This window comes from Rhizobium beringeri, from assembly GCF_004306515.1.
Taxonomy (GTDB): domain Bacteria; phylum Pseudomonadota; class Alphaproteobacteria; order Rhizobiales; family Rhizobiaceae; genus Rhizobium; species Rhizobium beringeri.
The window spans coordinates 646,444-668,310 of sequence record NZ_SILG01000004.1; the positions used below are offsets into that span (position 1 = coordinate 646,444).

22 protein-coding genes and 1 pseudogene are annotated in these 21,867 nt (G+C 61.0%); 7 read left to right on the forward strand and 16 right to left on the reverse strand.

The window, feature by feature from the left end:
* Position 1: 1 nt before the first annotated feature.
* From ELH03_RS32635 to ELH03_RS32660, 6 genes are all read right to left on the reverse strand, one after another.
* Positions 2 to 868 (reverse strand): carbohydrate ABC transporter permease, encoded by an 867-nt coding sequence (locus ELH03_RS32635; RefSeq protein WP_003552206.1) that lies wholly within the window; start codon positions 866 to 868, stop codon positions 2 to 4.
* 2 nt (positions 869 to 870) lie between these two features.
* Complete coding sequence (locus ELH03_RS32640; protein ID WP_128401787.1) at positions 871 to 1,941, reverse strand: ABC transporter ATP-binding protein; 1,071 nt, start codon at positions 1,939 to 1,941, stop codon at positions 871 to 873.
* Positions 1,942 to 1,950: 9 nt separating this feature from the next.
* On the reverse strand, positions 1,951 to 3,027 hold the full coding sequence (locus tag ELH03_RS32645) for an ABC transporter ATP-binding protein (protein WP_128401788.1): 1,077 nt from the start codon (positions 3,025 to 3,027) through the stop codon (positions 1,951 to 1,953).
* A 41-nt stretch (positions 3,028 to 3,068) separates the two neighbouring features.
* On the reverse strand, positions 3,069 to 4,583 hold the full coding sequence (gene glpD / locus ELH03_RS32650; RefSeq protein ID WP_128401789.1) for a glycerol-3-phosphate dehydrogenase: 1,515 nt from the start codon (positions 4,581 to 4,583) through the stop codon (positions 3,069 to 3,071).
* A 119-nt stretch (positions 4,584 to 4,702) separates the two neighbouring features.
* Entirely contained in the window at positions 4,703 to 5,476 is a 774-nt protein-coding gene (locus ELH03_RS32655; protein ID WP_128401790.1) for a DeoR/GlpR family DNA-binding transcription regulator, read from the reverse strand.
* A 94-nt stretch (positions 5,477 to 5,570) separates the two neighbouring features.
* Positions 5,571 to 6,488 carry a DMT family transporter gene (locus ELH03_RS32660; protein WP_128401864.1) on the reverse strand — a complete coding sequence of 306 codons (918 nt, stop codon included), beginning with the start codon at positions 6,486 to 6,488 and terminating at the stop codon, positions 5,571 to 5,573.
* Positions 6,489 to 6,561: 73 nt separating this feature from the next.
* Here ELH03_RS32660 and ELH03_RS32665 point away from each other — a divergent pair, with 73 nt between their 5' ends.
* The gene (locus tag ELH03_RS32665; protein ID WP_128401791.1) at positions 6,562 to 7,491 is read left to right on the forward strand and encodes a LysR family transcriptional regulator; all 930 of its coding nucleotides are present in this window, start codon (positions 6,562 to 6,564) and stop codon (positions 7,489 to 7,491) included.
* A gap of 38 nt (positions 7,492 to 7,529) precedes the next feature.
* On the opposite strand, the gene ELH03_RS32670 is transcribed toward ELH03_RS32665, so the two are convergent.
* The 6 genes and pseudogenes from ELH03_RS32670 to ELH03_RS32695 form a co-directional block, all read right to left on the reverse strand.
* The gene (locus tag ELH03_RS32670; RefSeq protein ID WP_130767390.1) at positions 7,530 to 7,997 is read right to left on the reverse strand and encodes a GNAT family N-acetyltransferase; all 468 of its coding nucleotides are present in this window, start codon (positions 7,995 to 7,997) and stop codon (positions 7,530 to 7,532) included.
* Between the two features lie 101 nt (positions 7,998 to 8,098).
* Positions 8,099 to 8,620 carry a DUF992 domain-containing protein gene (locus ELH03_RS32675; protein ID WP_128401793.1) on the reverse strand — a complete coding sequence of 174 codons (522 nt, stop codon included), beginning with the start codon at positions 8,618 to 8,620 and terminating at the stop codon, positions 8,099 to 8,101.
* 400 nt (positions 8,621 to 9,020) lie between these two features.
* A complete protein-coding gene (locus ELH03_RS32680; RefSeq protein WP_003549551.1) occupies positions 9,021 to 9,185 on the reverse strand; it encodes a DUF1328 domain-containing protein in 165 nt (54 codons plus the stop codon).
* An 86-nt stretch (positions 9,186 to 9,271) separates the two neighbouring features.
* Positions 9,272 to 9,862, reverse strand: a complete 591-nt coding sequence (locus ELH03_RS32685; protein ID WP_128401794.1) for a hypothetical protein — start codon at positions 9,860 to 9,862, stop codon at positions 9,272 to 9,274.
* Positions 9,863 to 9,998: 136 nt separating this feature from the next.
* Positions 9,999 to 10,392: pseudogene (locus ELH03_RS32690) on the reverse strand (VOC family protein).
* A gap of 101 nt (positions 10,393 to 10,493) precedes the next feature.
* Entirely contained in the window at positions 10,494 to 12,116 is a 1,623-nt protein-coding gene (locus ELH03_RS32695; RefSeq protein WP_128401796.1) for an ABC-F family ATP-binding cassette domain-containing protein, read from the reverse strand.
* A gap of 204 nt (positions 12,117 to 12,320) precedes the next feature.
* On the opposite strand from ELH03_RS32695, the gene ELH03_RS32705 reads away from it, so the two are divergent.
* Both ELH03_RS32705 and ELH03_RS32710 read left to right on the forward strand, forming a co-directional pair.
* Positions 12,321 to 12,650: a DUF6665 family protein gene (locus ELH03_RS32705; RefSeq protein WP_042941097.1), complete on the forward strand. Its 330-nt coding sequence runs from the start codon at positions 12,321 to 12,323 to the stop codon at positions 12,648 to 12,650.
* A gap of 105 nt (positions 12,651 to 12,755) precedes the next feature.
* Positions 12,756 to 13,625, forward strand: coding sequence for an aldose 1-epimerase family protein (locus ELH03_RS32710; RefSeq protein WP_130767391.1), 870 nt, complete (start codon positions 12,756 to 12,758; stop codon positions 13,623 to 13,625).
* Positions 13,626 to 13,664: 39 nt separating this feature from the next.
* Here the strand turns inward: ELH03_RS32710 and ELH03_RS32715 are convergent, their stop codons facing one another.
* Together ELH03_RS32715 and ELH03_RS32720 are read right to left on the reverse strand one after the other, a co-directional pair.
* The gene (locus ELH03_RS32715; RefSeq protein WP_130767392.1) at positions 13,665 to 15,254 is read right to left on the reverse strand and encodes a DHA2 family efflux MFS transporter permease subunit; all 1,590 of its coding nucleotides are present in this window, start codon (positions 15,252 to 15,254) and stop codon (positions 13,665 to 13,667) included.
* A 24-nt stretch (positions 15,255 to 15,278) separates the two neighbouring features.
* A complete protein-coding gene (locus ELH03_RS32720) occupies positions 15,279 to 16,463 on the reverse strand; it encodes an HlyD family secretion protein (protein ID WP_130767393.1) in 1,185 nt (394 codons plus the stop codon).
* Between the two features lie 135 nt (positions 16,464 to 16,598).
* Between ELH03_RS32720 and ELH03_RS32725 the strand changes: the two genes are divergently transcribed.
* Positions 16,599 to 17,246 (forward strand): TetR/AcrR family transcriptional regulator, encoded by a 648-nt coding sequence (locus ELH03_RS32725; RefSeq protein WP_128401801.1) that lies wholly within the window; start codon positions 16,599 to 16,601, stop codon positions 17,244 to 17,246.
* Positions 17,247 to 17,325: 79 nt separating this feature from the next.
* Here ELH03_RS32725 and uxuA read toward each other — a convergent pair whose 3' ends face one another.
* Complete coding sequence (uxuA, locus tag ELH03_RS32730) at positions 17,326 to 18,513, reverse strand: mannonate dehydratase (protein WP_130767394.1); 1,188 nt, start codon at positions 18,511 to 18,513, stop codon at positions 17,326 to 17,328.
* A 42-nt stretch (positions 18,514 to 18,555) separates the two neighbouring features.
* Positions 18,556 to 19,278 (reverse strand): GntR family transcriptional regulator, encoded by a 723-nt coding sequence (locus ELH03_RS32735; RefSeq protein WP_130659884.1) that lies wholly within the window; start codon positions 19,276 to 19,278, stop codon positions 18,556 to 18,558.
* Positions 19,279 to 19,563: 285 nt separating this feature from the next.
* Here ELH03_RS32735 and ELH03_RS32740 point away from each other — a divergent pair, with 285 nt between their 5' ends.
* The 3 genes from ELH03_RS32740 to ELH03_RS32750 all read left to right on the forward strand — a co-directional run.
* Entirely contained in the window at positions 19,564 to 19,968 is a 405-nt protein-coding gene (locus ELH03_RS32740) for a DUF2934 domain-containing protein (RefSeq protein ID WP_128401865.1), read from the forward strand.
* A 38-nt stretch (positions 19,969 to 20,006) separates the two neighbouring features.
* A complete protein-coding gene (locus ELH03_RS32745; protein WP_128401804.1) occupies positions 20,007 to 20,258 on the forward strand; it encodes a hypothetical protein in 252 nt (83 codons plus the stop codon).
* A 335-nt stretch (positions 20,259 to 20,593) separates the two neighbouring features.
* On the forward strand, positions 20,594 to 21,867 hold a 1,274-nt coding region (locus tag ELH03_RS32750), incomplete at its 3' end, for an O-antigen ligase family protein (protein ID WP_130765959.1).

The following is a 21,867-nucleotide window of genomic DNA, read 5'->3' on the forward strand; positions in this document are numbered from 1 at the left end:
TTCAATTCTCCGCGTCGTGGCTTGTCATGACGGTGTAGAACACCCACGAAAGCAGCAGGATGATCAGGAAATAGATCAGCGACATGGCAGCGGCCGGACCGAGGTCAAACTGTCCGAGGGCGGTCTTGACCAGATCGATCGACAGGAAAGTGGTCGCGTTGCCGGGACCGCCGCCCGTGACGACAAAAGGCTCGGTGTAGATCATGAAACTATCCATGAAACGCAGCAGCACGGCGATCAGAAGAACGCGCTTCATCTTTGGCAGCTGGATATAGCGGAATACGGCCCAACGAGACGCACCGTCGATCTTGGCTGCCTGATAGAAAGCATCCGGAATGGAAACGAGGCCTGCATAGCAGAGCAAGACGACCAGGCTCGTCCAGTGCCAGACATCCATGATGATGATCGTCACCCAGGCGTCGAGCGGATCCTGCACATAGTTATAATCGATGCCGATGGCATTGAGGGAATAGCCGAACAAACCAATGTCGTTGCGGCCGAACACCTGCCAGATCGTGCCGACAACGTTCCACGGGATCAGCAGTGGTAGCGCCATCAGAACCAGGCACACCGGCACGCCGATGCCCGATTTCGGCATGTTGAGCGCAATGAAAATACCGAGCGGGATCTCAAGAGCGAGAATGATCAACGAAAAAATTAGATTTCGCTGCAGGGCTGCCCAGAAACGGTCGGAATGCAGGATTTCGGTAAACCAGTCCGTTCCGTTCCAGAAGAACTGGTTGTTTCCGAAAGTGTCCTGAACGGAATAGTTCACAACCGTCATCAAGGGAATGACGGCCGAGAATGCCACCAGCACGAGGACCGGCAGGACCAGAAACCACGCTTTGTTGTTCCAGGTTTTTTCCATGATCAAGCCTCCGGTCCGGCGCGCCAAGAATCGGCATAGATACTGATACCCGACGGCTCGAAGGTCACCCGGGGATCAGCCGGAATGTCCCCGTCTTCAGGGACGACGATCGCGATCGGCTGGCCGGCAAACTGCGCGCGGACAATCTTCTGCCGGCCGATATCTTCCACCTTGCTGACGGTCACAGGCATGCCCTCGCGGCCGACCCGGATAAACTCGGGCCGGATTCCAAGCTCCACCTTGGCCGCTGCCGAAGTCTTTGGCGCATAGTCGAGCGTCAGCGCATGCTCGCCGACCCGAACCGTGCGGCCTTCCACCTTGGCTGGCATGAAGTTCATGCCTGGAGAACCGATGAAGTAGCCGACGAAGGTATGGCTCGGACGCTCGAAGAGCTCGGCCGGCGTGCCGATTTGCACGATCTCGCCATCGTACATCACCACGACTTTGTCGGCGAAGGTCAGCGCCTCCGTCTGGTCATGCGTGACATAGACCATCGTAAAACCGAACTGCTTATGCAGCCGCTTCAGCTGCGACCGCAGCACCCATTTCATATGCGGATCGATAACGGTGAGCGGCTCATCGAAGAGAATTGCGTTCACATCCGAGCGCACAAGGCCGCGGCCGAGCGAAATCTTCTGCTTTTGGTCCGCCGTCAAACCGCGCGCGCGCCGCTTGGCCCAGTCTGCAAGATCAATCATCTCCAATATTTCGCGGACACGACGATCAACATCGGCCTCCGCGACTCCGCGGTTGCGCAAGGGGAAAGCCAGATTGTCATAGACGGTCATCGTGTCGTAGATCACCGGAAACTGGAATACCTGCGCAATATTTCGCTGCTGCGTCGGCAGGTTCGTAACATCCTGTCCGTCGAAGAGAATTCGCCCTTCGGACGGCCGAATAAGGCCGGAAATGATATTGAGCAGCGAGGTCTTTCCGCAACCTGAAGGTCCGAGCAGCGCATAGGCGCCGCCATCGTTCCACTCGTGGTGCACTTCCTTGAGAGCGTAGTCCTTCTCGCTCTTCGGGTTCGGCCCATAGGCATGTCGAATATGATCGAGGGTGATACGTGCCATGATCTTCTCCTAGCCCCTCTGCCTGGCAATGATCGCCCGGCCGTCCGCGCCGAACGCCATCAGGTGGCGCGTATCGATGAAAACGGAGAGATCCGTGTCCGGGTCGATATTGTGGATGCCGTGCGCAAGCATCACCCAGCGGGTGTCGGCAAATTGCAGATGCACGAAACTTTCCGACCCCGTGATCTCCGAAATCTGTGTCCGTGCTGTCAGCCGCGCCGAATCAGCCGTCTGAGCGGTTGGTGCAAGATGATGCGGGTGAAACGCGATCGTTGCCGGCCCGTCCGGCACGTTCTGAAGATGCGGCGGCACGGCAAAAATCACAGCGCCATCGCGCAGGAAATTGCCTTCCGATTTGATGAGATCAATAAAATTCAGCGGCGGATCGGCAAAGGTTTTCGCCGTCGTCAGATCGAGCGGTTTGCGATAGACCTCGATTGTCGGGCCGAACTGCGTGATCCGGCCCTCATTGAGCGCTGCCGTATTGCCACCCAGCAACAAGGCTTCGGAAGGTTCCGTCGTGGCATAGACGAAGATCGCGCCGGACTGGGCGAAGATGCGCGGCAATTCCTGCCGCAGCTCTTCACGCAGTTTGTAATCGAGATTGGCGAGCGGCTCGTCCATCAACACGAGGCTGGCATTCTTGACGAGCGCACGCGCCAGTGCGGTGCGCTGCTGCTGGCCGCCGGACAGATTGAGCGGCGTGCGGTCGAGATAGGGCGTGAGCTTCAAAAGCTCGGCCGCCTTGCGCACGTCACGGTCGACCGTCGCGGCATCCTTGCCCGATATACGCATCGGCGAGGCGATGTTCTCATAGACGGTCAGCGCCGGGTAATTGATGAACTGCTGGTAGACCATGGCGACGTTGCGCTTCTGCACCGGCATGCCGGTGACATCGACGCCGTCGAAATGGATGGAGCCGCCGGTCGGCCTGTCGAGCCCGGCCATCAGTCGCATCAGCGACGTCTTGCCCGACAGCGTCGGCCCGAGCAGGACGTTCAGCGTGCCCCGCTCGAGGACCAGATCGGTCGGATAAATGTGATAGTTCGCCCCCACCATCTTGGCGGCGTTTCGCAGTTCCAGCATTCCTGTTCCCGTGCCTCCACGCAGCGGGGACCACATAGCGCCTATCCGGCCATCGCCGGTCTGGCAGCCATGTACTCCTCCAATGACTGAGCCTGCTCCTTTGAAAGGCGCAGACCATCCTTTGTTCTCCTCCACAGCACGTCTTCGCCGTGCCGGGCCCATTCATGTTCGGCGAGATATTTGACTTCAGCCTCGTAGAGATCGCCGCCAAACAGCCGTCCGAGATCGTCGATCCCGCGGGCATCGCCAAGCAGCACCTGGGCTTTCGTGCCGTAGCGGCGCACCAGCCTGCGGGCATGCGGATCGGTCAGGAACGGATAGCGCCTTTTCAGCTTGGCGACCTCGGCCTCATAACCCTTGACCGGAAAATCGCCGCCCGGCAGATGGCTCTTTGCCGTCCATGGCGCGCCCTTGACGCCGATCGCAGCGCCGATCTTTTCCAGCGCATGTTCGGAAAGCCGGCGATAGGTAGTGAGCTTGCCGCCGAAGACGTTGAGCAGCGGTGCCGCCTCACCTTCACCTTCCAGCTTCAGCACGTAATCGCGCGTCGCTTCCTGCGCCTTCGAGGCGCCGTCGTCATAAAGCGGCCTCACCGCCGAATAGGTCCAGACGATATCTTCCGGCTTGACCGGCTCCTTGAAATATTCCGACGCCGCGTTGCAGAGGTAGACAGTCTCCTCCTCGGAGATCCGGACATCCCTGGGATCGGCGGTATAGTCGCGATCCGTGGTGCCGATCAGGGTGAAATCGCCCTCGTAGGGAATGGCGAAGATGATGCGGTTGTCGGGATTCTGGAAGAAATAGGCTCTCACATCGTCGAACTTCTTCTTCACGACGATATGGCTGCCCTGGACGAGGCGGACATGGTGGGCTTCGTTCTGGCCGAAGGCGGAACGAATGACATGGTCGACCCAGGGACCGGCGGCATTGACCAGCATCCTGGCCTGATGACTGTCATTGCGGCCGGTGAGGGTATCGGTGGTTTCGATATGCCATAGGCCATTCTCGCGCCTCGCCGATACCACCTTGGTGCGCGGCATGATGGTTGCCCCTTTATCGGCGGCGTCGCGGGCGTTCAACACCACCATGCGAGCATCGTCGACCCAGCCGTCGGAATATTCGAAGGCCTTGGCAAAGAGCGCCTTCAGCGGCTTGCCGGCCGGGTCGCTGCGCATGTCGAGAACCGATGTCGGTGGTAACAGCTTGCGGCCGCCGAGATGGTCGTAGAGGAAGAGGCCGAGCCGGATCAGCCAGGCCGGACGGATGCCGCCCTTGTGGTAGGGCAGCACGAAACGCAGCGGCCAGATGATGTGCGGCGCCATCGCCCAGAGGATCTCGCGCTCCATCAGCGATTCACGCACCAGACGAAACTCGTAATGCTCGAGGTAACGCAGGCCGCCATGGATCAGCTTGGTGGCGCCCGACGAGGTACCCGAGGCGAAATCGTTCATCTCCGCCAGCGCCACCGAATAGCCACGGCCAACAGCGTCGCGCGCGATGCCGCAGCCGTTGATGCCGCCCCCGATGACGAATATGTCGTGAATATTTCGGCCCAATTCCCCCTCCGAGCCCGCTGTCGATTTCGCATCGCACAAAATTTGCGCAATTGCGAAAGTGATATCAGTTAAAACGAAAGAGATCCGAATGTCAAACGAATGTTTCCGTAGATCCCCGTCTAACGGGATGGGCCATTCGTTTCGATCAGTTTCACATTGTTTTCGAGACAGAGATTACGGATCGACGACACCGGACAGTGGTCGGTGATGAAGGTATGAACCTGGGTAAGCTGGCCGATCCTGACCGGTGCGGTACGTTCGAACTTCGTCGAATCGGCAACGAGAATGACATGTCGGGCATTGGCGATAATTGCTTGAGCGACCTTCACTTCGCGAAAATCGTAATCGAGAAGCGCGCCGTCGATGTCGATCGCCGAAGCACCGATTACGGCGTAATCGACTTTGAACTGGCGGATGAAATCGACGGCCGCCTCACCGACGATCCCGCCATCCGAACCGCGTACGACGCCGCCAGCAATGACGACCTCGATTGCCGGAAAAAGACGTAACCTATTGGCAACATTGATATTATTTGTGATTACCATTAGCTCGTGATGGTTGGCGAGCGCCTCGCCCACCGCCTCGGTCGTCGTTCCGATATTGATGAAGAGCGAGGCGCCGCTCGGGATGAGCTCCACGGCCGCAATGCCGATTGCCTGTTTCTCGGAAGCCGCGATCTGGCGGCGCGCCTCGTATTTGACGTTCTCCGTCCCGCTCGGAAATGTTGCGCCGCCATGGATGCGTGTCAGTACCTGCGCATCGCAGAGATCGTTCAGGTCCTTGCGGATTGTCTGCGGCGTCACCGAAAAGCGGGAGGCGAGCTCCTCGACCAGAACCCTCCCGCTCGATTTCGCAATCGCGACGATTTCAACTTGCCGGTCGGTCAAGAACATGGGGCGCCTTTCGATCTGCTTTCGTTTTAAAGAAAGCGAACGGCGGCGCAATGCCTAACTGTTGCCAGGCCGCCTTCGCGGCCCGAATTTGACGCTACCGCTTCCGCATCACGTTGACGACCAGCACGCCGAGGATTGCCATGACGCCGCCGATTGCGCCGAGCGCGGTTGGTATTTCGCCCAGCCAGACAAAACCGATCAGCGTGGCGACCGGCGGAACGCCGTAAAGGAAATTCGAGGCGCGGGCGGCCGTCAGCCGCTTCAGCGCGATCGCCCAGGTGAGGTAGCCGATCGCTGTGGGGAAGATAACGAGATAGGCAACGCCCCAGTTCACCTCCGCCGGTGCGGCAGCAAGCGCCTGGATCGTCGCCGGAACGGCCGGAACCAGCGGCACGGAACCGATGAGCAGGATCCAGGCGGTGACGGCCAGCACCGGCAGCCGCCCGAGCAGCGGCTTCTGCAGCACGCTGGCGATCGCCGAGCAAAGCGCTGCGCCCAGGATGAGGACGGCATTCGGATCGAGCTTGAAACCGTCCTCGGAGGCGACCGCAATCAGCGCCACGCCCCCGAAGGAAACCGCGGTGCCCGCCCAGCCCCAGCGGCCGAAGCGCTCGCCAAGCGCGAATGTGGCGATCAGGGCAGTGAAGACGGGCATCGTGTTGATGATGAAGCTCGCCGGTCCCGCCGCAACGGTCTGCTCGCCAGTGTTCAGCAGAACCGCATAGGCGGCGATGAAAAGCACAGCGGCAACGGAGAGGCGGATGAAGTCGCGTTTTTCCGGCATCGGCCGGTAGATGACGAGATAGACGAGAGCAATGACGCCGGCTGCCACATAACGCGCCGTCGCCAGTTCGATCGGCGTCAGCGGTCCGAGGCAGATGCGGATCACCACGAAAGAGGAAGCCCAGAAGAGGATGGTGACGAGGATCGCCGCAAAGGCCACCAGATCGAACCCGCCTTGCTGTTTCGTCGAAATCGGTGCGCTTGTCGCCATGCTCATTTTCGCCTCCATATGTTCCTGCGACAATGGATTAGGCTCCCGATACGTGCTTGAAAAGCATCGTAATCGATGATCAAATGTGCGTATGGTTCACAGCTCACCAGTGCTTCCGCCGCTCGATACGCTCGAGACCTTTGCCCGCGCCGCCCGGCTCGGATCATTTTCGGCCGCGGCCGAGGAAAGCGGCATCACCCATGGCGCGGTATCGAGGCAGGTCTCGCGCCTGGAGCGCTGGATGGGTGTGCGCCTGTTTGCGCGCGAAGCCCGCGGGGTGCGCCTGACGCCGGAAGGTATGCGGTTTTTCGCGCGGGCGGAGGAGGCACTTGCGCTCCTCGGCAATAGCGGTGAACGCTGGCTGCCTCGCCGTAACAAGGCAGTGGTGCGCCTTTCGGTGACGCCCTCCGTCGCCTCTCTATGGCTATTTCAGCGCCTGCCGAAGCTCGAAGGAAACGAGCTGCATGTCGAGCTGACGCTCGAACACCGGCTGGCGGATTTCGGCGAAGGCACGGATCTGGCCATTCGCTGTGGCAAGGGACCATGGGCCGGCGTGCGTGCCCTGCCGCTCTGGCAGGAGAAATCGTTTCCGATCGCCGCCCCGATGCTGGCGGACCGGCTCGGGCAGCGCTCCGATGCCCTGTCGTTGCTCGAGATGCCGATCCTGCATGATTCGAATATTGAAGGCTGGCGCCGCTGGCTCTCCCGCGAGGGCGTCGACTATACGCCGCGCGGCCACGACCGGCGCTTCGAGGACTACAATCTGGTGATCGATGCCTGTGCGCAGGGGCTAGGCATCGCACTCGCGCGACCGCCGCTATCGGATGCCGCGCTGGCGGCCGGCCGCGTCGTCGCCGTGTCGGAGCGGACGCTCGACTATCATGTGGCCTTTCATCTGATCCGGCCGGACGATGCCCTTAGAAGCCCTGCCATCGAATTCGCCAGCCGCTTCCTGCGTGAGGCCGGGCATGACGAGGCGACGATTGCCACTTTTATCGCGCCCGGCCGAGCGAAAGCGTAAGTGGAAAGCCCGGTGGCGGCTCCGGCGATCGCCGGTCGCTACTCTGCCGAAAACTTCAGGCGCATTTCCTTCGCCAGTTCGAAACCAGCGGCGCGATAGACGGGCTCGCCGGCATCAGAAGCATGGATGACGGCCGTCGTGCAGCCGATCGATTTCAGATAGTCGACAGCCTTGTTGGTCAGCGCCAGCGCGATACCGCGCCGGCGGAAGGCGTCGGCGACATAGACGGACCAGATGTAACCGTGCAGCCGCTGTTCCGGCCAGATGACTTCTGGAAACGGCGATTGGTGCAGCTGGCAGGATGCAGAACCGGCGATTTCACCGTCGACGACCGCAAGGAACGAGGTCAGGCGGCGCTCTTCGCGACCGCTTCTGATAAAAGACAAAATCCGCGCCGCCGCATCAGACCTGTAGTGTTCCGGTGGTGTGCCGTAGCTATCCCAGATCTTCAGATAGTGCCCAACCAGGATCTCGTCCTCGCCGGGCGTTGCCATTCGAATATCCATCGTGTCGTGATCCGGCTTGGGCGTGCGAGGGCGCGAAATCGCTCCTCAGGCGAGGTGGCGGTCCCCTGCCGCGACGCGGCAAGGGACGCCAAAAGGCTATATCAATTCGCTGCCGTCAGCGTCATCGAGGCGCTGCCGGCCGCGACGTTGAGGCCGAGCTGACCGGTCAGGCTGACCGTCTGCAGATGGATCGAGCCGGAAGTGCCGCCGACCAGGAGATTGGCGCCGACACCGGCACCGAGCGTCGCTTCAGCGGTAGCGCCGACATAGAGGCCGGCGAGCGAACCGCGGTGATAGCCGGCCGTCGGCGCGAACACGGCCCAGATCAGGCGGCTGCGCGTGGTGAAGCCAAGGTCGATGCCGAGCTTTCTCACTTCGCCCGTATAACGATCCGAAAGTTCGTTGCCGACGGTCGACTGGAAGATGCAGTCGGCCTCTTTGGAGGAACCGAGCACGTAACCCGTGCCGCCGCCGATATCGCAGGTGAGGTAGCCGATCTTCACGCCATTGCGCAGGTCCGGCTCTTCATACGTCCTGGTGGCGAGGTCGGCGGCATTAACCGCCCCAGCGCCGACCAGCGTCAACGATACCGCGGCAAACGCCGTCGCAACAATTTTCTTCATAAGTCTCTCCTTCTCAAATCGTGACGGGAGCATACCTGGCTACTCGCCACCAGATTCGGCAACAGATAACGGACGGAACCGCAAAACGATCCCGAACCGGCATCATTTACGCATTGCATGTCAAAGCGCCTGGGAGGGCGCAAGCAACAAGCACGCTTACGGTTCAGCCCCCATTGGGACATTTCGAAGGCACTATTTCGCGGCATTCGGTTATTTTTTGATCTTATCCGGAATGGTTGCCAGAAAGGCACATGAGGTCGATCGGTTCAAAATTTCGGCCGGATCAGCCGCATTCGCCGAAATGAGTTCATACAGGAGCAATGACGGATTCGCGCGATTTCCAGCAAAAGAAAAACCCGGCGATGGGTCTCGCCGGGTCTTTATACTTAATCTGTCCGCGTTATACTTTTCGCATTAGTCTCATTACGAGCGACACGACGAACAGAACCAGGAAAATGAAGAACAGAACCTGGGCAATGGAAGCTGAAGCACCTGCGATGCCGCCAAATCCGAGGACACCGGCAATCAAGGCCACAACGAGAAACACCAGAGCGTAGTAAAGCATCGCAATCTCCTTTTACGTTGCTGCGGAGATAACGGAGGCCGCCCCATTTGGTTCCCGTCCGTGTCACGGTCGGCGTATCAGTTTGTTCAGCCGAAATGAAAGGCGCCGCTGTACGTCCGGTCGCCTTCATTCGGCTCGGGAGGTTCAGCCGCATCGAGATAGGCCTTGAGCGGCCCGGTCAGCACGAACCAGATGCTTGCTCCCAACATGAAATAGGCTCCCACCGGATCGTCGATGCGGGCGATGAACGGAAGGCAGGCGGATGCGAACAACACGATGATCCGCACCGACCACTCCGCCTCACGTTTGGCGATGGCTCGCGCTCTTAGTGATTTATATTCCCGTGCACCGTAACCGCCTCCCCTCGCCGTTGCCGCCGAAAGCAGCTTTCGCGCGGACGGCAGCGCCAGCATGACCAGCGCGGCAACACTGAGCGCCAAAGTCTTGCCGGCCATGACCTGCCCGCTTGCGATCAGGAGAAAGGAGAGCACAACGAGATTCCATGTCGGCTCCAGCAGCTCCGGCGGTTGCCGCGTGCGGAGATGCCAACTCCGCAGCAAACCCGCCGCGCCGTGCAGTAGCGGCTGGTCGATATAGCGATTAATCCAGTCCATGCCGATGCGCCCGTCCCCGATTGCATGAAGAGGGCTCCGAACACCACGGAATTTGGTCATCATCGTGGCAATAGCCGCCGAAACCGTTCTTCGCATGGACGAAGCGGCTTGCCGAGACGCATCGATGTGGCCGAAGAGGCGGACCCTCGCGCCTCATGCCCCCCAAATTTGAAGCAGCGGCAAAGCGCGCAACAGCGGTCTAGCGCAATTCCTGCGCGATCTCCCAGACATGGCCCGACGGATCCGCAAAAGCCGCTGTACGGCGTCCCCACGGACGATCGATCGGACCATTGAGTAGCGCGACCCCCGAGTTTGTGCAGCTCCGCGCAGACCGAATCGACGTCATCGACCTTGATCGTCAGCAGGACGCGTGCGCCCGAACCAGGGGCTGACACGGCTGATGGCTCGACCAGCTGAGGCGCCTGCGCTGCATCGAGCAGGTTGATCATCGTTCCCGAGAATTTCAGAACAGAGGATACCGCGTCTTCATAAACGACGTCGAGCGCAAAGACCTTTTCGTAGAACGCTTTGGCCTCGTCGATATTATCGACGAACAGGGTGACGACCTCGATCCGATCCAACAGCATGGGCATTTTCTTCTCCGTTGCTTCGAGCCGCCAACCGACATTGCTGGCCGGCTCTCCGCTTGTCGATTCGACGCTGACGGTTTCGACATGCTGGGCAAAAAAAACCGTCAGCTTCGCAGGCCGGGCGCCTCCTGGCCGGTGCGCGCCACATATTCGGTGTAGCCGCCGCCATATTGGTGGACACCCTCGGGCGTCAGTTCCAGCACCCGGTTGGAGAGTGCGGCGAGAAAATGCCGATCGTGCGAAACGAACAGCATGGTGCCCTCATATTGCGACAGTGCCTTGATCAGCATTTCCTTGGTGTCGAGGTCGAGATGGTTCGTCGGCTCGTCGAGCACCAGCAGGTTCGGCGGGTCGAACAGCATGATCGCCATGACCAGCCGCGCCTTCTCGCCGCCTGACAGTACCCGGCACCGCTTCTCGACATCGTCGCCGGAAAAGCCGAAGCAGCCGGCCAGCGCGCGCAGAGGCCCCTGCCCTGCCTGGGGAAACTGGTCTTCCAGCATCTGGAAGACAGTGCGCTCGCCGTCCAGTATGTCCATGGCGTGCTGGGCGAAATAGCCCAACTTGACACTGGCGCCCAGCGCAACGCTGCCCTGATCCGGCGCGGTGGAGCCCGTCACCAGCTTCAGCAGCGTCGACTTGCCGGCGCCGTTGATGCCCATGATGCACCAGCGTTCCCGGCGCCGCACGACAAAATCCAAACCCTCATAGATGCTGCGGCTGCCGTATTTCTTGTGAACGTTCTTCAGGTTGATCACGTCCTCGCCGGAACGCGGCGCCGGCTGGAACTCGAAGGAAACGATCTGGCGGCGCTTGGGCGGCTCCACCCGGTCGATCTTCTCCAGCTTCTTCACCCGGCTCTGCACCTGCGAGGCATGCGAGGCGCGCGCCTTGAACCGCTCGATGAACTTGATTTCCTTGGCGAGCATCGCCTGCTGGCGTTCAAATTGGGCCTGCTGCTGCTTCTCGTTCTGCGCCCGCTGCTGCTCGTAGAATTCATAGTCGCCGGAATAGGTCGTCAGCGTGCCCGCATCGATCTCGATGATCTTGGTGACGATACGGTTCATGAACTCGCGGTCGTGCGAGGTCATCAGCAGCGCGCCCTCGTAACCTTTCAGGAATTCCTCCAGCCAGATCAGGCTTTCGAGATCCAAATGGTTGCTCGGTTCGTCGAGCAGCATGACATCGGGGCGCATCAGCAGAATGCGGGCAAGCGCCACACGCATCTTCCAGCCGCCCGACAGCGCGCCGACATCGCCATCCATCATCTCCTGGCTGAAGCTCAGACCCGCGAGCACCTCGCGGGCGCGGCCCTCGAGCGCATAGCCGTCCAGTTCCTCGTAACGCGCCTGCACCTCGCCGTAACGCTCGATGATCTCTTCCATGTTGTCGGCTTGCTCGGGATCGGCCATGGCCGCCTCCAGATCGCGCAATTCGCCGGCAACGATGCTGACCGGACCGGCGCCGTTCATCACCTCGGCGACGGCGCTGTGGCCGGCCATCTCGCCGACATCCTGGTTGAAATAGCCGATAGTGACGCCCCTCTCGACGGAGACCTGCCCCTCGTCGGGCTGCTCCTCGCCGTTGATCATCCGGAAGACGGTTGTCTTGCCGGCGCCGTTCGGGCCGACGAGACCGATCTTCTCGCCTCTGTTAAGCGCTGCGGACGCCTCGATGAAGAGGATGCGGTGGCTGAGCTGCTTGCTGATATTTTCGATACGGATCATGGTTTGCGCGGCGCCTGGAGAAGGAGATTTTGGCGCGCTTATGCCATGCGGGGAAACCGCAAGATAGCCCTGTTTCCCACCCTCTCGATCAAGAGTATGATGCCGAAAGGCGTGAGTGGTTTTCGAACGACATCATGCTCACCTTCTTTAATTTGGAACAGGATTGGATAATATCGCGGCTCACGCCAACGGAGACCTGTGCCAATGAGCGTTCGTCCGCCGCAGTCCTTCAGACAATCCGAGCAGGATAGAAACGGCTTCAACGTCCTCGAATACGAGCTGATGTCGGAACGCGCGGATTCTCTCGGACGTCACGGGCTGAAGGTGGAGGCGGCCCTTGCCGCCCTGAAGGCCTGGGCTGCCGACCGCCAGAGCGGCGAAGACCGCGAGAGGCTTCTCAACGATGCCTCCGACGCCGTCTGGGCGTTCTTCATCCAGCGTGAGATCTGCGGTTTGCGGAACAACCGCGACGCCATCCAGCGCTACGGCATCCCGAACGAAGTGATCGCGAGATTGGGCGCGATCAGGAAATGACGAGGGCAGTGGCTGGTGTGCTGCCGCCCCGCCGCTCTATTGGGTGGAAATCCCCCGTGCGGAACGGTATGGCTTGATGCCGCACCAAGTCGAAAGGGAAACGCGATGCCAATCTCCATCCGGATCGGGAATCAGGATCTCACCGTTGATGTCTCCTCCCTCGGCGCCGAGATGCAGGCGCTCACGTCAAGCGACGGACGCTCGTGGCTATGGACAGGCGACGCGGCCTTCTGGACCGGGCGGTCGCCGATCCTGTTTCCGATTGTCGGCAAGGCGCCGGATGACAAGATAGCGATCGACGGCACAGTCTATCCGATGGCCCAGCATGGCTTTGCCCGCCGCAGCCAATTCGCCGTTGCGGCCTCCACTGAGACGATGTGCCGGTTCGAACTGGTCGCCTCGGATGCGACGCGGGCGGTCTATCCGTTCGATTTTCAGCTGGCCGTGGTGCATGCGGTCGAGGGCCGTGCGCTGACCGTCACAGCGGAGGTTACCAATCGCGACCCGAAGCCGATGCCGTTCGGCCTCGGCTTCCATTCGGCCTTCGCCTGGCCATTGCCAGGTGCTTCCGGGCGCGAGCATATCGTCACCCTCGACAATGAAGGCGAGCCGGCGCTCGTGCGGCTGGAAGGCGGCCTCATCAATCCTGCGGCCTTGCCCTCGCCGTTCGATGCCGGCCGGCTGGTGCTCGATCATGGAATGTTCGAGCAGGATGCGATGATTTTCCCGAGCGGTGCGGGCGAAGGGCTGCGCTATGGCGCAGAAGGTGGGCCAGCCATGCAGTTCCATTTCGAAAACCTGCCCAATCTTGCGCTGTGGACCAAGCCGGGTGCGCCCTTCCTCTGTGTCGAGCCCTGGCATGGAACGGCCGCGGAAGCGGGAGCTTCGAGCGAGCTGTCGAAGAGGCCATCGACCACGATCCTGGCGCCGGGCGCCGTGGCGAGCTTTGCCTTCACGGTCGAAATTCCGCAATAAAAGACAGCAGAAGGCGCTCGCCGGGAAGCCCGGTGAGTTTCAGTGAGCGCCGGCGCCACCGCCGGCCCGCGGTTTTTGGGTGAGCAGCAGGGCGACGGCCGCAATGGCGAGAACCACGCCGATGACGGCGAAGGTATCGGCAAAACCCAGGATGAGGGCCTGGCGTCTGACGACCTGGCCAAGCGCCACGACGGCTTTCTGGGCTGCGACGGCATGGTCGGAAACACCATGCTGCAGGAAGTAGCCTGTCAATTGGTCGAGACGGTTGCGGACTTCGTCACGGCCGAGCGTCACTGACTGGCCGATGATATTGGAGTGGAACTGCTCGCGTTTGGTCAGCACCGTGCCGAGCGTTGCCGTGCCGACGGCGCCGCCGAGATTGCGCAGCATGTTGGTCAGGCCCGAGGCGGCGGCGGCATCCGAAGGCGCTATGCCGGCGGTGGTGATGGCGGTGATCGGCGTCAGCACCAGGGCCTGGCCGATGGCGCGGACGATGTTCGGAATCCAGAACTGGTCGCCAGCGGTATCGGCTGACAAGGTGATGTTCATGAAGCAGCTGATCGCAAAGATCGAGATGCCGAGGAAGCCGATATAGCGTGCATCGAAGCGCTTCATCATCATCGGCACGAGCGGGATCAAAAGCAGCTGCGGCAGGCCGGTCCAGGCCAGCACGTTGCCGATCTGCTCGGCATTATAACGCTGCACCTGGCCAAGATATTGCGGCAGGATATAGACGGTGCCGAAGAGGGCGACGCCGACCAGCACGTTGACTGCAACGCCGATGCCGAAGTTGCGCTGCTTCAGCAGGCGCAGCTTGACCAGCGGCTTTTCCACCGTCAGCTCGATCCAGATGAAGGCGACGAGGAAGACGAAGGCGACGATGCTGAGCTTGATGATGAAGGGCGAGGAGAACCAGTCTTCCTTGTTGCCCTCTTCAAGCACCGTCTGCAATGCCGAGAGACCGATCGCCATGGTGAAGATGCCAGCCCAGTCGCCCTCCCTGAGCAGGCCGAGCTGCATCGGTTGCTTGTCGAGCGTCAGGGCAAGGGCGACCGCCATGATGGCGCTCGGGATGGCGTTGATGAAGAAGATCGTCTGCCAGCCGTAGTTTTCGGTGAGGTAACCGCCGATGGTCGGGCCGATCGCTGGTGCGAAGGTGACCGAGAGCGCGAAGATCGCCAGGCCCAGCGGCTGCTGCGACTTCGGCAGCTTGGTCAGCACCATGGTGAAGGCCATGGGAATTAGCACGCCGCCGGCAAAACCCTGCAGGCCGCGCAGCACGATCATCGTGCCGAGATCATGGGCGAAGGCACAGGCGATCGAAAACAGCGGAAAGAGGACTGAGTTGACGAGGATAAAGCGCCGGAACGAGAAGACGTTGCTGAAATAGGCCGTCAGCGGAATGACGACGATCTCGCCGATCAGGTAGGAGGTGGAGATCCAGGCGCCGTTGTCGACGCCCGTTCCGATGCCGCCCTCGATGTCGAGCAGCGAGGCATTGGTGATCTGGATGTTGAGGATCGCCATGAAGGCGCCGATCATGCCGGCGAGAACGGCGATCCATTCCCTGGTGCTGGCGCCGGTTTTCGGCTGCGGAGCGGCGATTGATGTTGCTGCGATGGTGGACATGACACGAACTCCTCGTCCCCCGGCCTAGCTGCGGTCGTTCTTGGTGTCGATGCTAGGCTGGACCGACATGCCGGGGCGCAGGTCGCCGTTGGCGGCGGCGTCACCGTCGAGTACGATCCTGACCGGAATGCGCTGGACGACCTTGGTGAAGTTGCCGGTGGCGTTATCGGGCGGCAGCAGGGCGAATTCCTGGCCGCTTGCCGGAGCAAGGCTGTCGACATGGCCGTGATAGGTGCGCCCCGGGAACATATCGACCTCGATGTCGACAGGCTGGCCGGCCTTGACGTCGGTGAGCTGGGTTTCCTTGTAATTGGCGATGACATAGGCAGCCGTCGTCGGCACGACCGACATCAGCTGGGTGCCGGCCTGGACATATTGGCCGACGCGCAGCGTGCGGTTGCCGACGGTGCCGTCGACGGGCGCTGTGATCGTCGCATAGGAAAGGTTGAGCTCGGCCTGGTGCTGGACGGCCTGGCTGCGGGCAAGAGCCGCCTTTGCCTGGGCCAGTTCGGCGTTGAGAAGATCGACCTGCTTGACGGCGGCATCGAGCGAGGCGGTGTCGCGGACGATCGAGGCCTGGGCGGCAGCGATCTGCGAGGCGGCCTGCTGCGCCGTCTGGACCGGGGCATAACCGCTGGTGGCAAGGTTCGAATAGCGCTTGTTGTTCTGCTCGGCAAAGGTCTCGTTGGCGCGGTCGACGTCGACGGTCGCGCGGGCGGCGGCAATCGTCGACTGCTGGATATCGAGCGAAGCCTGCTTGGCGTTGACCGTGGCTTCCGCGGCAGCGACATCGGCCCTGGCCTGATCGAGGGCCGCCTTGAAGTCGCGGTCGTCGATGCGGGCAAGCGGCTGGCCGGCCTTGACGGTCTCGTTGTCCATGACGAGCACCTCGGCGAGATAGCCGGATACCTTGGGGGCGATGGTGCTGCTGTCGGCCTTCACATAGGCGTCGTCGGTCGAGATATGGAAGCGACCGACCGTCCAGTAATCATGGCCGTAATAGGCGCCGGCGGCGATCAGCACGAGGGCGGTGGCGCCGAGAAGCAGGGAGCGGCCACCGCGCTTGCGGGCGGGCTTTTCCTCGGCAACGGGGGCGGCGGCCTCAGTGATGCGCGGCGGCTTGCCGGCATCGAGGCTTGCCGGGGCGGCTTCGGCAGTAGTTTCGACGGCGGTATTGTTGTTCAGGGCATGCAGCTTCTTGATGGTCATTGTCTTCTCCTGATGACGGTCGCCGTCACTTGGGCTGCGGCCTCTGAATTCGAGTGAAAATCCTATTTAGGAAACTTGATGTTTTCCAAAATATGCACTATAAAATGGATGTCAATGGGAATTTGGAAAATCATCATGGTCCAAAATCAACAAATTGAGAAGAGGCCGAGAGGCAGGCCGCAGTTACGCTGTGACGACGATACCAAGGGCCTGATCATCGAAGCGGCGAACACCCAGTTTCACGAGAATGGCTACGCGGCGGCAAGCATCGCCACGATCGCCCAGGAGGCTGGTGTTTCCACAAAGACCCTCTACCGGCTGTTTCCAACCAAGGCCGATCTTTTCGCCAGCATGATCTCCGAGCGTATCGTCGGTTTCCTGATTGCGCTCGATCCCCCGATGCTCGCCGCTGCCGATCTGAGAGATGGGCTGGAGCGGATGTTGATGGCTTACGGCATGCTGTCGCTCTCGGAAGATACAGTCACCATCACGCGGCTCGTCATCGGCGAGTCCGACCGCTTTCCGGAGATCGCCACATCCTTCTACGAGCAGGCGATCGTGCCCACCAATGCGCTGATGGAGGACTGGCTGCGCCGGCAGGTCGACCGGGGCCTCATCGCGCTCGACGACCCACATGCGGCCTGCGGCATGCTGCGCGGCATGATGGCGATGGAACCGCAACGTGCGGCGATCCTGCGCCAGGAGCCACCGCCGAAGATCGAGGCGATCGCGGCGCGGGCGAAGATGTGCGCCGATCTTTTTTTGAAGGGCTGCGCGCTCTGAAGCATCGCTCGGGCTTCAGAGCGCGATGATTTTCGTTACAAGCGGGGCGGTGCGGGTGCCGACGGCGAAAAACGCCCCCTCAGCTCGGCGGCGCGCCCAGAGCATGCAGGATACCGCGCAGTTCGGCGAGGCCGCGCATGCGGCCGATGGCCGGGTAACCGGGTGTGACGACCTTGTCGAGATCGTCGAGCATGCGGTGGCCATGATCCGAGCGGAAGACGATGGTGTTTTGTGCGCCGCGGCGGCGGTCTTCCGCGACCAGTTCGCCGAGAACGGCGACCATATCGACATCGCCTTCCAGATGCGCGCTTTCATGGAACGTCCGGCCGTCGCCCTCGCGTGTCGTGGCGCGCAGATGGGCAAAGTGGATGCGCGAGGCGAAGCGCCGGGCGATCGCCGGCAGGTCGTTCTCGGCGCGCACGCCGAGACTGCCGGTGCAATAACACATGCCGTTTGCCGCCGATGGCACCGCATCGAAGAGAGCCGCATAATCATCGGCCGTCGAGGCGATGCGCGGCAGGCCGAACAGGGAACGCGGCGGATCATCGGGATGCAGCGTCAGCTTGACGCCGCGTGCTTCTGCAGCCGGCGTCACCGCCTCCAGGAATTCGATCAGGTGTCGTCGCAACCTCGCAGCATCGATACCGCTATAAGCGACCAGCTTTTCCCGGAAGGCCGGAATGGTCAGCGGTTCGGTGGTCGACCCCGGTAGAGCCGAGGTGATGATGCGGGTGATGTCGGCGACCTCGTCGTCCGTCATCGCCTCGAAGACGATACGCGCCTGTTCCCGGTCTTCCGCGGAATAGTGCTGTGCTGCATCCGGCCGTTCCAGAATGAAGAGATCGAAGGCTGCGAAGCGCTCGTGATCGAAACGCATGGCGGTGGCGCCTGTCGGGGTCACGAAATCGAGTTCGGTGCGGGTCCAGTCCACGACAGGCATGAAATTATAGCAGACGATCGGAATGCCGCAGGCGGCGACCGCTTCGAGACTGGCGATCCACGCCTCGATTTCGGCCTTCGCCTCCCCGCCCTTGCGCTTGACCGCGTCGGGGATCGGGATGCTCTCAACGACCGACCAGACGAGCGGCGAACGGTCGCCCGGCGTCGTCTCGATCAGAGACTGGCGTTCGCGCACCTCCTTCTCTGTCCAGGCCCTGCCGATCGGCACCTGATGCAGCGAAGAGACGATATTCGTGGCACCCGTCTGGCGGACGTCATCCAGCGTCACCGGCGCTTCCGGTCCGAACCATCTCCAACCCTGTCGCATCTGTCTTCCTTCCCTGGTCTTTCGTTTCGTGTTGGCCTGCCGTCAGCAGAAATAATCGGGATAACGCGCGCGCAGTTCGTCGACATCGGGAATGACGGCGCTTAAGTGATGGATCATCGCACTGCGTGCAGCCGCCGCATCATGGGCGGCGAGCGCATCGCGAATGATCATATGTTCGTGCACCACGTTGTCCATGCGCTCCAGCACCGGCAGCGTCAGCCGCCGTGCCCGGTCGATCTGCACTTTGACCGTTTTCAGGATCGCCCAGATACCGGGATAACCCGAGATCTGGGCGATCGCTTCATGAAAGGCCTCATCCTCCTCATGGAAGCTCGAGGCATTGCCGGCCACGGCGTGCGACCGCTGCCGGGCGATGATGGCGTCGAGACGGGCGATATCGGCTGCAGTCGCGGTCAGGGCCGCGGTCTCGACAGTCGTGCCTTCGAGCGCCTTGCGCACAACGACCGCCTCGGGGATCGCCGAGACCGGCACCCGCGACACGACGGTGCCCGATTGTGGATAGATATCGACCAGTCCGCCTTCGGAAAGCCTGAGCAGCGCCTCACGCACCGGTGTGCGGCTGACGCCGAAATCATCGGCGATCCGCTTTTCCTGCAGCAGCATGCCGGGCGGCATCCGCAGCGACACAATGTCGGCATAGAGGCGCTCATAGATGGCGCCGGCCGTGGTGATGCGGCGCAGCCTGCGCCCGACCTCCCGCGACGCCGGGAGTAGCAAAACTTCGGCTTCTGATGCCTGTCGCATGACATTCCGGGGCGTTAAAGCTATATGGAATACTAGTATATCAATTTCATCAACCTGCCAAGACGTGCTGCTGATGAGTGACGGTATGGCACGGCATCTCGTGATTCAGCGCTTCGCGAATTGAGTATTTCAGTCTGAGCCTGGCGGATCGAGCAAGGATTGCGATTCAAAAGCGCTGGTGAACAGCATGAGCCTTGCGAATCAGAAGCCCGATCTTTGTGCCGTGGCATTCTTTGTTTGGAACTTAGATCCGTCGAGTTGGTTGAAATCCCCAAGGAGATGATCATGAAAAACCCAGCACGACGCAAGATAAGCGAGAATACGACCGACGGCGGGCGGCCGAAAACTCCACCCGCTGCCGACGCACGCGGACGGAAGATGGCTCCGCAAGCCGCAAACCAAATCGACAGGAAGAGCGGCGGGTCGCCGGCAGCCACACGCGAGGAGGAGATCCGAAAAAGGGCATACTCCCTGTGGGAGAAGGAAGGGAGGCCGGAAGGCAAGCATCGGCATCACTGGACCCTGGCAGAACATGAACTCGACGCCCAGCAGGGCGAGGCCGACAATCCCCCAAATCTCGCAGCCCTGCGAGAGGCCTCGCGCGAACATACGGATGCATTTCTCGTCAAGACGGATCTCGAGGACGCGGATCAACGCGAAGCCTCCCCCGGCACACGCGAGCAGGATTGAACTTTCCGCCTCGCGCCCATCTCAGAAAGGTCCCCGAAATGGCCGACAAACAGAACTTGAACGCCGGATTCACCGGAACGCCCACCGAGCAGCCGGAGGGATTGACCAAGGCCGCGAAGTCCGCAGCCAAAGAAGTGCAGCGCGAGGCTTACGCCGTCGTTTCCGGCGTTAGAGAGCACCCGCACACCGCAAGCGCACTGTTGCTCACCACCGGCATTGTGGCATTCGGGCTCGGCTATCTCTTCGGTCGATCATCGGTGGAAAGTTCGACCCGCAAATATTGGCGATAGCGGCAGACACTTCACGTCAACGACACGCTGCATCGGTTCTCTCGATCGGCTCTGCTGATCGCGATGTTGGCGCCTTCTTCCCGCGGCACGCCGGTCAGCTGATCGTGATCATACATTCAAATCAAGCCCGCACCTCAAACGTGTTTTCCGTTGAAGGCGGCCTTCCTGCCGTATCCATTTGCCGCCGATCATCGAATAAGAACCACGTCTGCCCAGAACGGCCTGTTGCCTGAATACCACGTTGAATAAAGCCATGGATTGCGCCCTCATCGCGGCTTGACAGCCGTCTTCGCGATCCTTAGCGAGACAGTATCGACACTGTCAGGGCCGGCAAGGTGAATTACTTCAGGCAACTCAAGATAGCAGTGCTTCATACGGGGACTGAGGCCGGAAGTGCGCTCGATCGAAATAACCGCATTGCGGTCTTTGCCTTTGCAATCCTTCCGGGGCTTTCGCCGAACTTTAACTCCTTCATCCTCCTCGCGTCGATGGTATGGGGCCTCTACTGTCTGGCCACGGGCCGCCTCGCCTTGAACTTGTCGAGATCCGACCGGCTGGTTGCCATTGGCATGTCGATCTACCCGCTGGTGATGATCGCCAGCATATTCATCAATCCCCCTTACTCCGAAGAACTGGACTGGATATTCCGGCTCCTGCCTTTCTTTTCGGTCTGGCTGATGTTGCCGCGAATGCGCCAATCTCCCGATGGCCGTCTCGTGCCGCTCTTTATCCTCGCCGCAGGCATCGGCATGATCGTCACCTTTGTCTTCAGTCTCCTGCAGATCATGTTTCTGATGGAGAGGGCCGAGGCTGGAACGTCGAACGCTGCACTGCTGGGCGTCATAGGCGTTCTTTTCGGCGGCATTGCGCTTCTCAACGTTCAATCTCCGAGAAGCGTGGAGCAAAGAATTGCGATATTGGGATATGCCGCCGGCCTAGGCTGCGTGCTGCTTTCGGGAACGCGTTCGGCCTGGCTGGTCATTCCCGTCCATATCGTCATCTTTCTCTGGTATTTTCGCAAACACAGCTTCCATCTGAGCTTGCGCAGCCTCGCCATTACCGGCTCCTTGCTGTTAGCCGGACTTGTCGCCCTGGGCAGCGGCCAGATCCTCAATCGCATCGAGGCGCTCCAGGGAGATCTGACAACGCTCGAACGCAGTGACGGCGAGATCACGTCGCTCAGTGCGCGGTTCGCTTTGTACAAAGGTGCACTATCAGCAATCCGTAAGGACCCCTTGACTGGTTATGGCCCGCAAAACCGGATGGCTTCGGTTCTGGCGGAACTTCCCGATAACATAAGGCCGCAGCTGCCCTTCTCGCATGTCCACAACGGTTTTCTGACCGCGGGAATCGACGCCGGCGTTTTCGGTATTGCGGCGCTTTCGCTGATGCTCCTGACGCCCGTGATAGGCGCGTGGAGAAAAGAACCCGGACCGGGCCGGGATCTCGCCATTGCGCTCGCTCTTCTGCTCGTCAGCAGCTACGTCATAACCGGCAGCTTTGGCATCATGTTCAATCAGAAGGCTCTGGATCCGATCTTCGCCTATATGGTCGCCCTTATTTGTGCGGACAGAGGCAGGACGGGCTTTATGCCTGTCGTTCGGAGCTA

Excerpts from the sequence above, each read along its gene's own strand:
- ELH03_RS32695 (WP_128401796.1), bottom strand. The coding sequence starts at position 12,116 with ATGATCCGTATCGAAAATATCAGCAAGCAGCTCAGCCACCGCATCCTC.
- ELH03_RS32720 (WP_130767393.1), bottom strand. The coding sequence starts at position 16,463 with ATGACCATCAAGAAGCTGCATGCCCTGAACAACAATACCGCCGTCGAA.
- ELH03_RS32715 (WP_130767392.1), bottom strand. The coding sequence starts at position 15,254 with ATGTCCACCATCGCAGCAACATCAATCGCCGCTCCGCAGCCGAAAACC.
- ELH03_RS32685 (WP_128401794.1), bottom strand. The coding sequence starts at position 9,862 with ATGATGACCAAATTCCGTGGTGTTCGGAGCCCTCTTCATGCAATCGGG.
- ELH03_RS32635 (WP_003552206.1), bottom strand. The coding sequence starts at position 868 with ATGGAAAAAACCTGGAACAACAAAGCGTGGTTTCTGGTCCTGCCGGTC.
- ELH03_RS32670 (WP_130767390.1), bottom strand. The coding sequence starts at position 7,997 with ATGGATATTCGAATGGCAACGCCCGGCGAGGACGAGATCCTGGTTGGG.
- ELH03_RS32725 (WP_128401801.1), top strand. The coding sequence starts at position 16,599 with ATGGTCCAAAATCAACAAATTGAGAAGAGGCCGAGAGGCAGGCCGCAG.
- ELH03_RS32660 (WP_128401864.1), bottom strand. The coding sequence starts at position 6,488 with ATGGAGGCGAAAATGAGCATGGCGACAAGCGCACCGATTTCGACGAAA.
- ELH03_RS32745 (WP_128401804.1), top strand. The coding sequence starts at position 20,007 with ATGGCCGACAAACAGAACTTGAACGCCGGATTCACCGGAACGCCCACC.
- ELH03_RS32680 (WP_003549551.1), bottom strand. The coding sequence starts at position 9,185 with ATGCTTTACTACGCTCTGGTGTTTCTCGTTGTGGCCTTGATTGCCGGT.
- ELH03_RS32710 (WP_130767391.1), top strand. The coding sequence starts at position 12,756 with ATGCCAATCTCCATCCGGATCGGGAATCAGGATCTCACCGTTGATGTC.
- ELH03_RS32740 (WP_128401865.1), top strand. The coding sequence starts at position 19,564 with ATGAAAAACCCAGCACGACGCAAGATAAGCGAGAATACGACCGACGGC.
- ELH03_RS32655 (WP_128401790.1), bottom strand. The coding sequence starts at position 5,476 with ATGTTCTTGACCGACCGGCAAGTTGAAATCGTCGCGATTGCGAAATCG.
- ELH03_RS32645 (WP_128401788.1), bottom strand. The coding sequence starts at position 3,027 with ATGCTGGAACTGCGAAACGCCGCCAAGATGGTGGGGGCGAACTATCAC.
- ELH03_RS32735 (WP_130659884.1), bottom strand. The coding sequence starts at position 19,278 with ATGCGACAGGCATCAGAAGCCGAAGTTTTGCTACTCCCGGCGTCGCGG.
- ELH03_RS32640 (WP_128401787.1), bottom strand. The coding sequence starts at position 1,941 with ATGGCACGTATCACCCTCGATCATATTCGACATGCCTATGGGCCGAAC.
- ELH03_RS32675 (WP_128401793.1), bottom strand. The coding sequence starts at position 8,620 with ATGAAGAAAATTGTTGCGACGGCGTTTGCCGCGGTATCGTTGACGCTG.
- ELH03_RS32665 (WP_128401791.1), top strand. The coding sequence starts at position 6,562 with ATGGTTCACAGCTCACCAGTGCTTCCGCCGCTCGATACGCTCGAGACC.
- uxuA (WP_130767394.1), bottom strand. The coding sequence starts at position 18,513 with ATGCGACAGGGTTGGAGATGGTTCGGACCGGAAGCGCCGGTGACGCTG.
- ELH03_RS32705 (WP_042941097.1), top strand. The coding sequence starts at position 12,321 with ATGAGCGTTCGTCCGCCGCAGTCCTTCAGACAATCCGAGCAGGATAGA.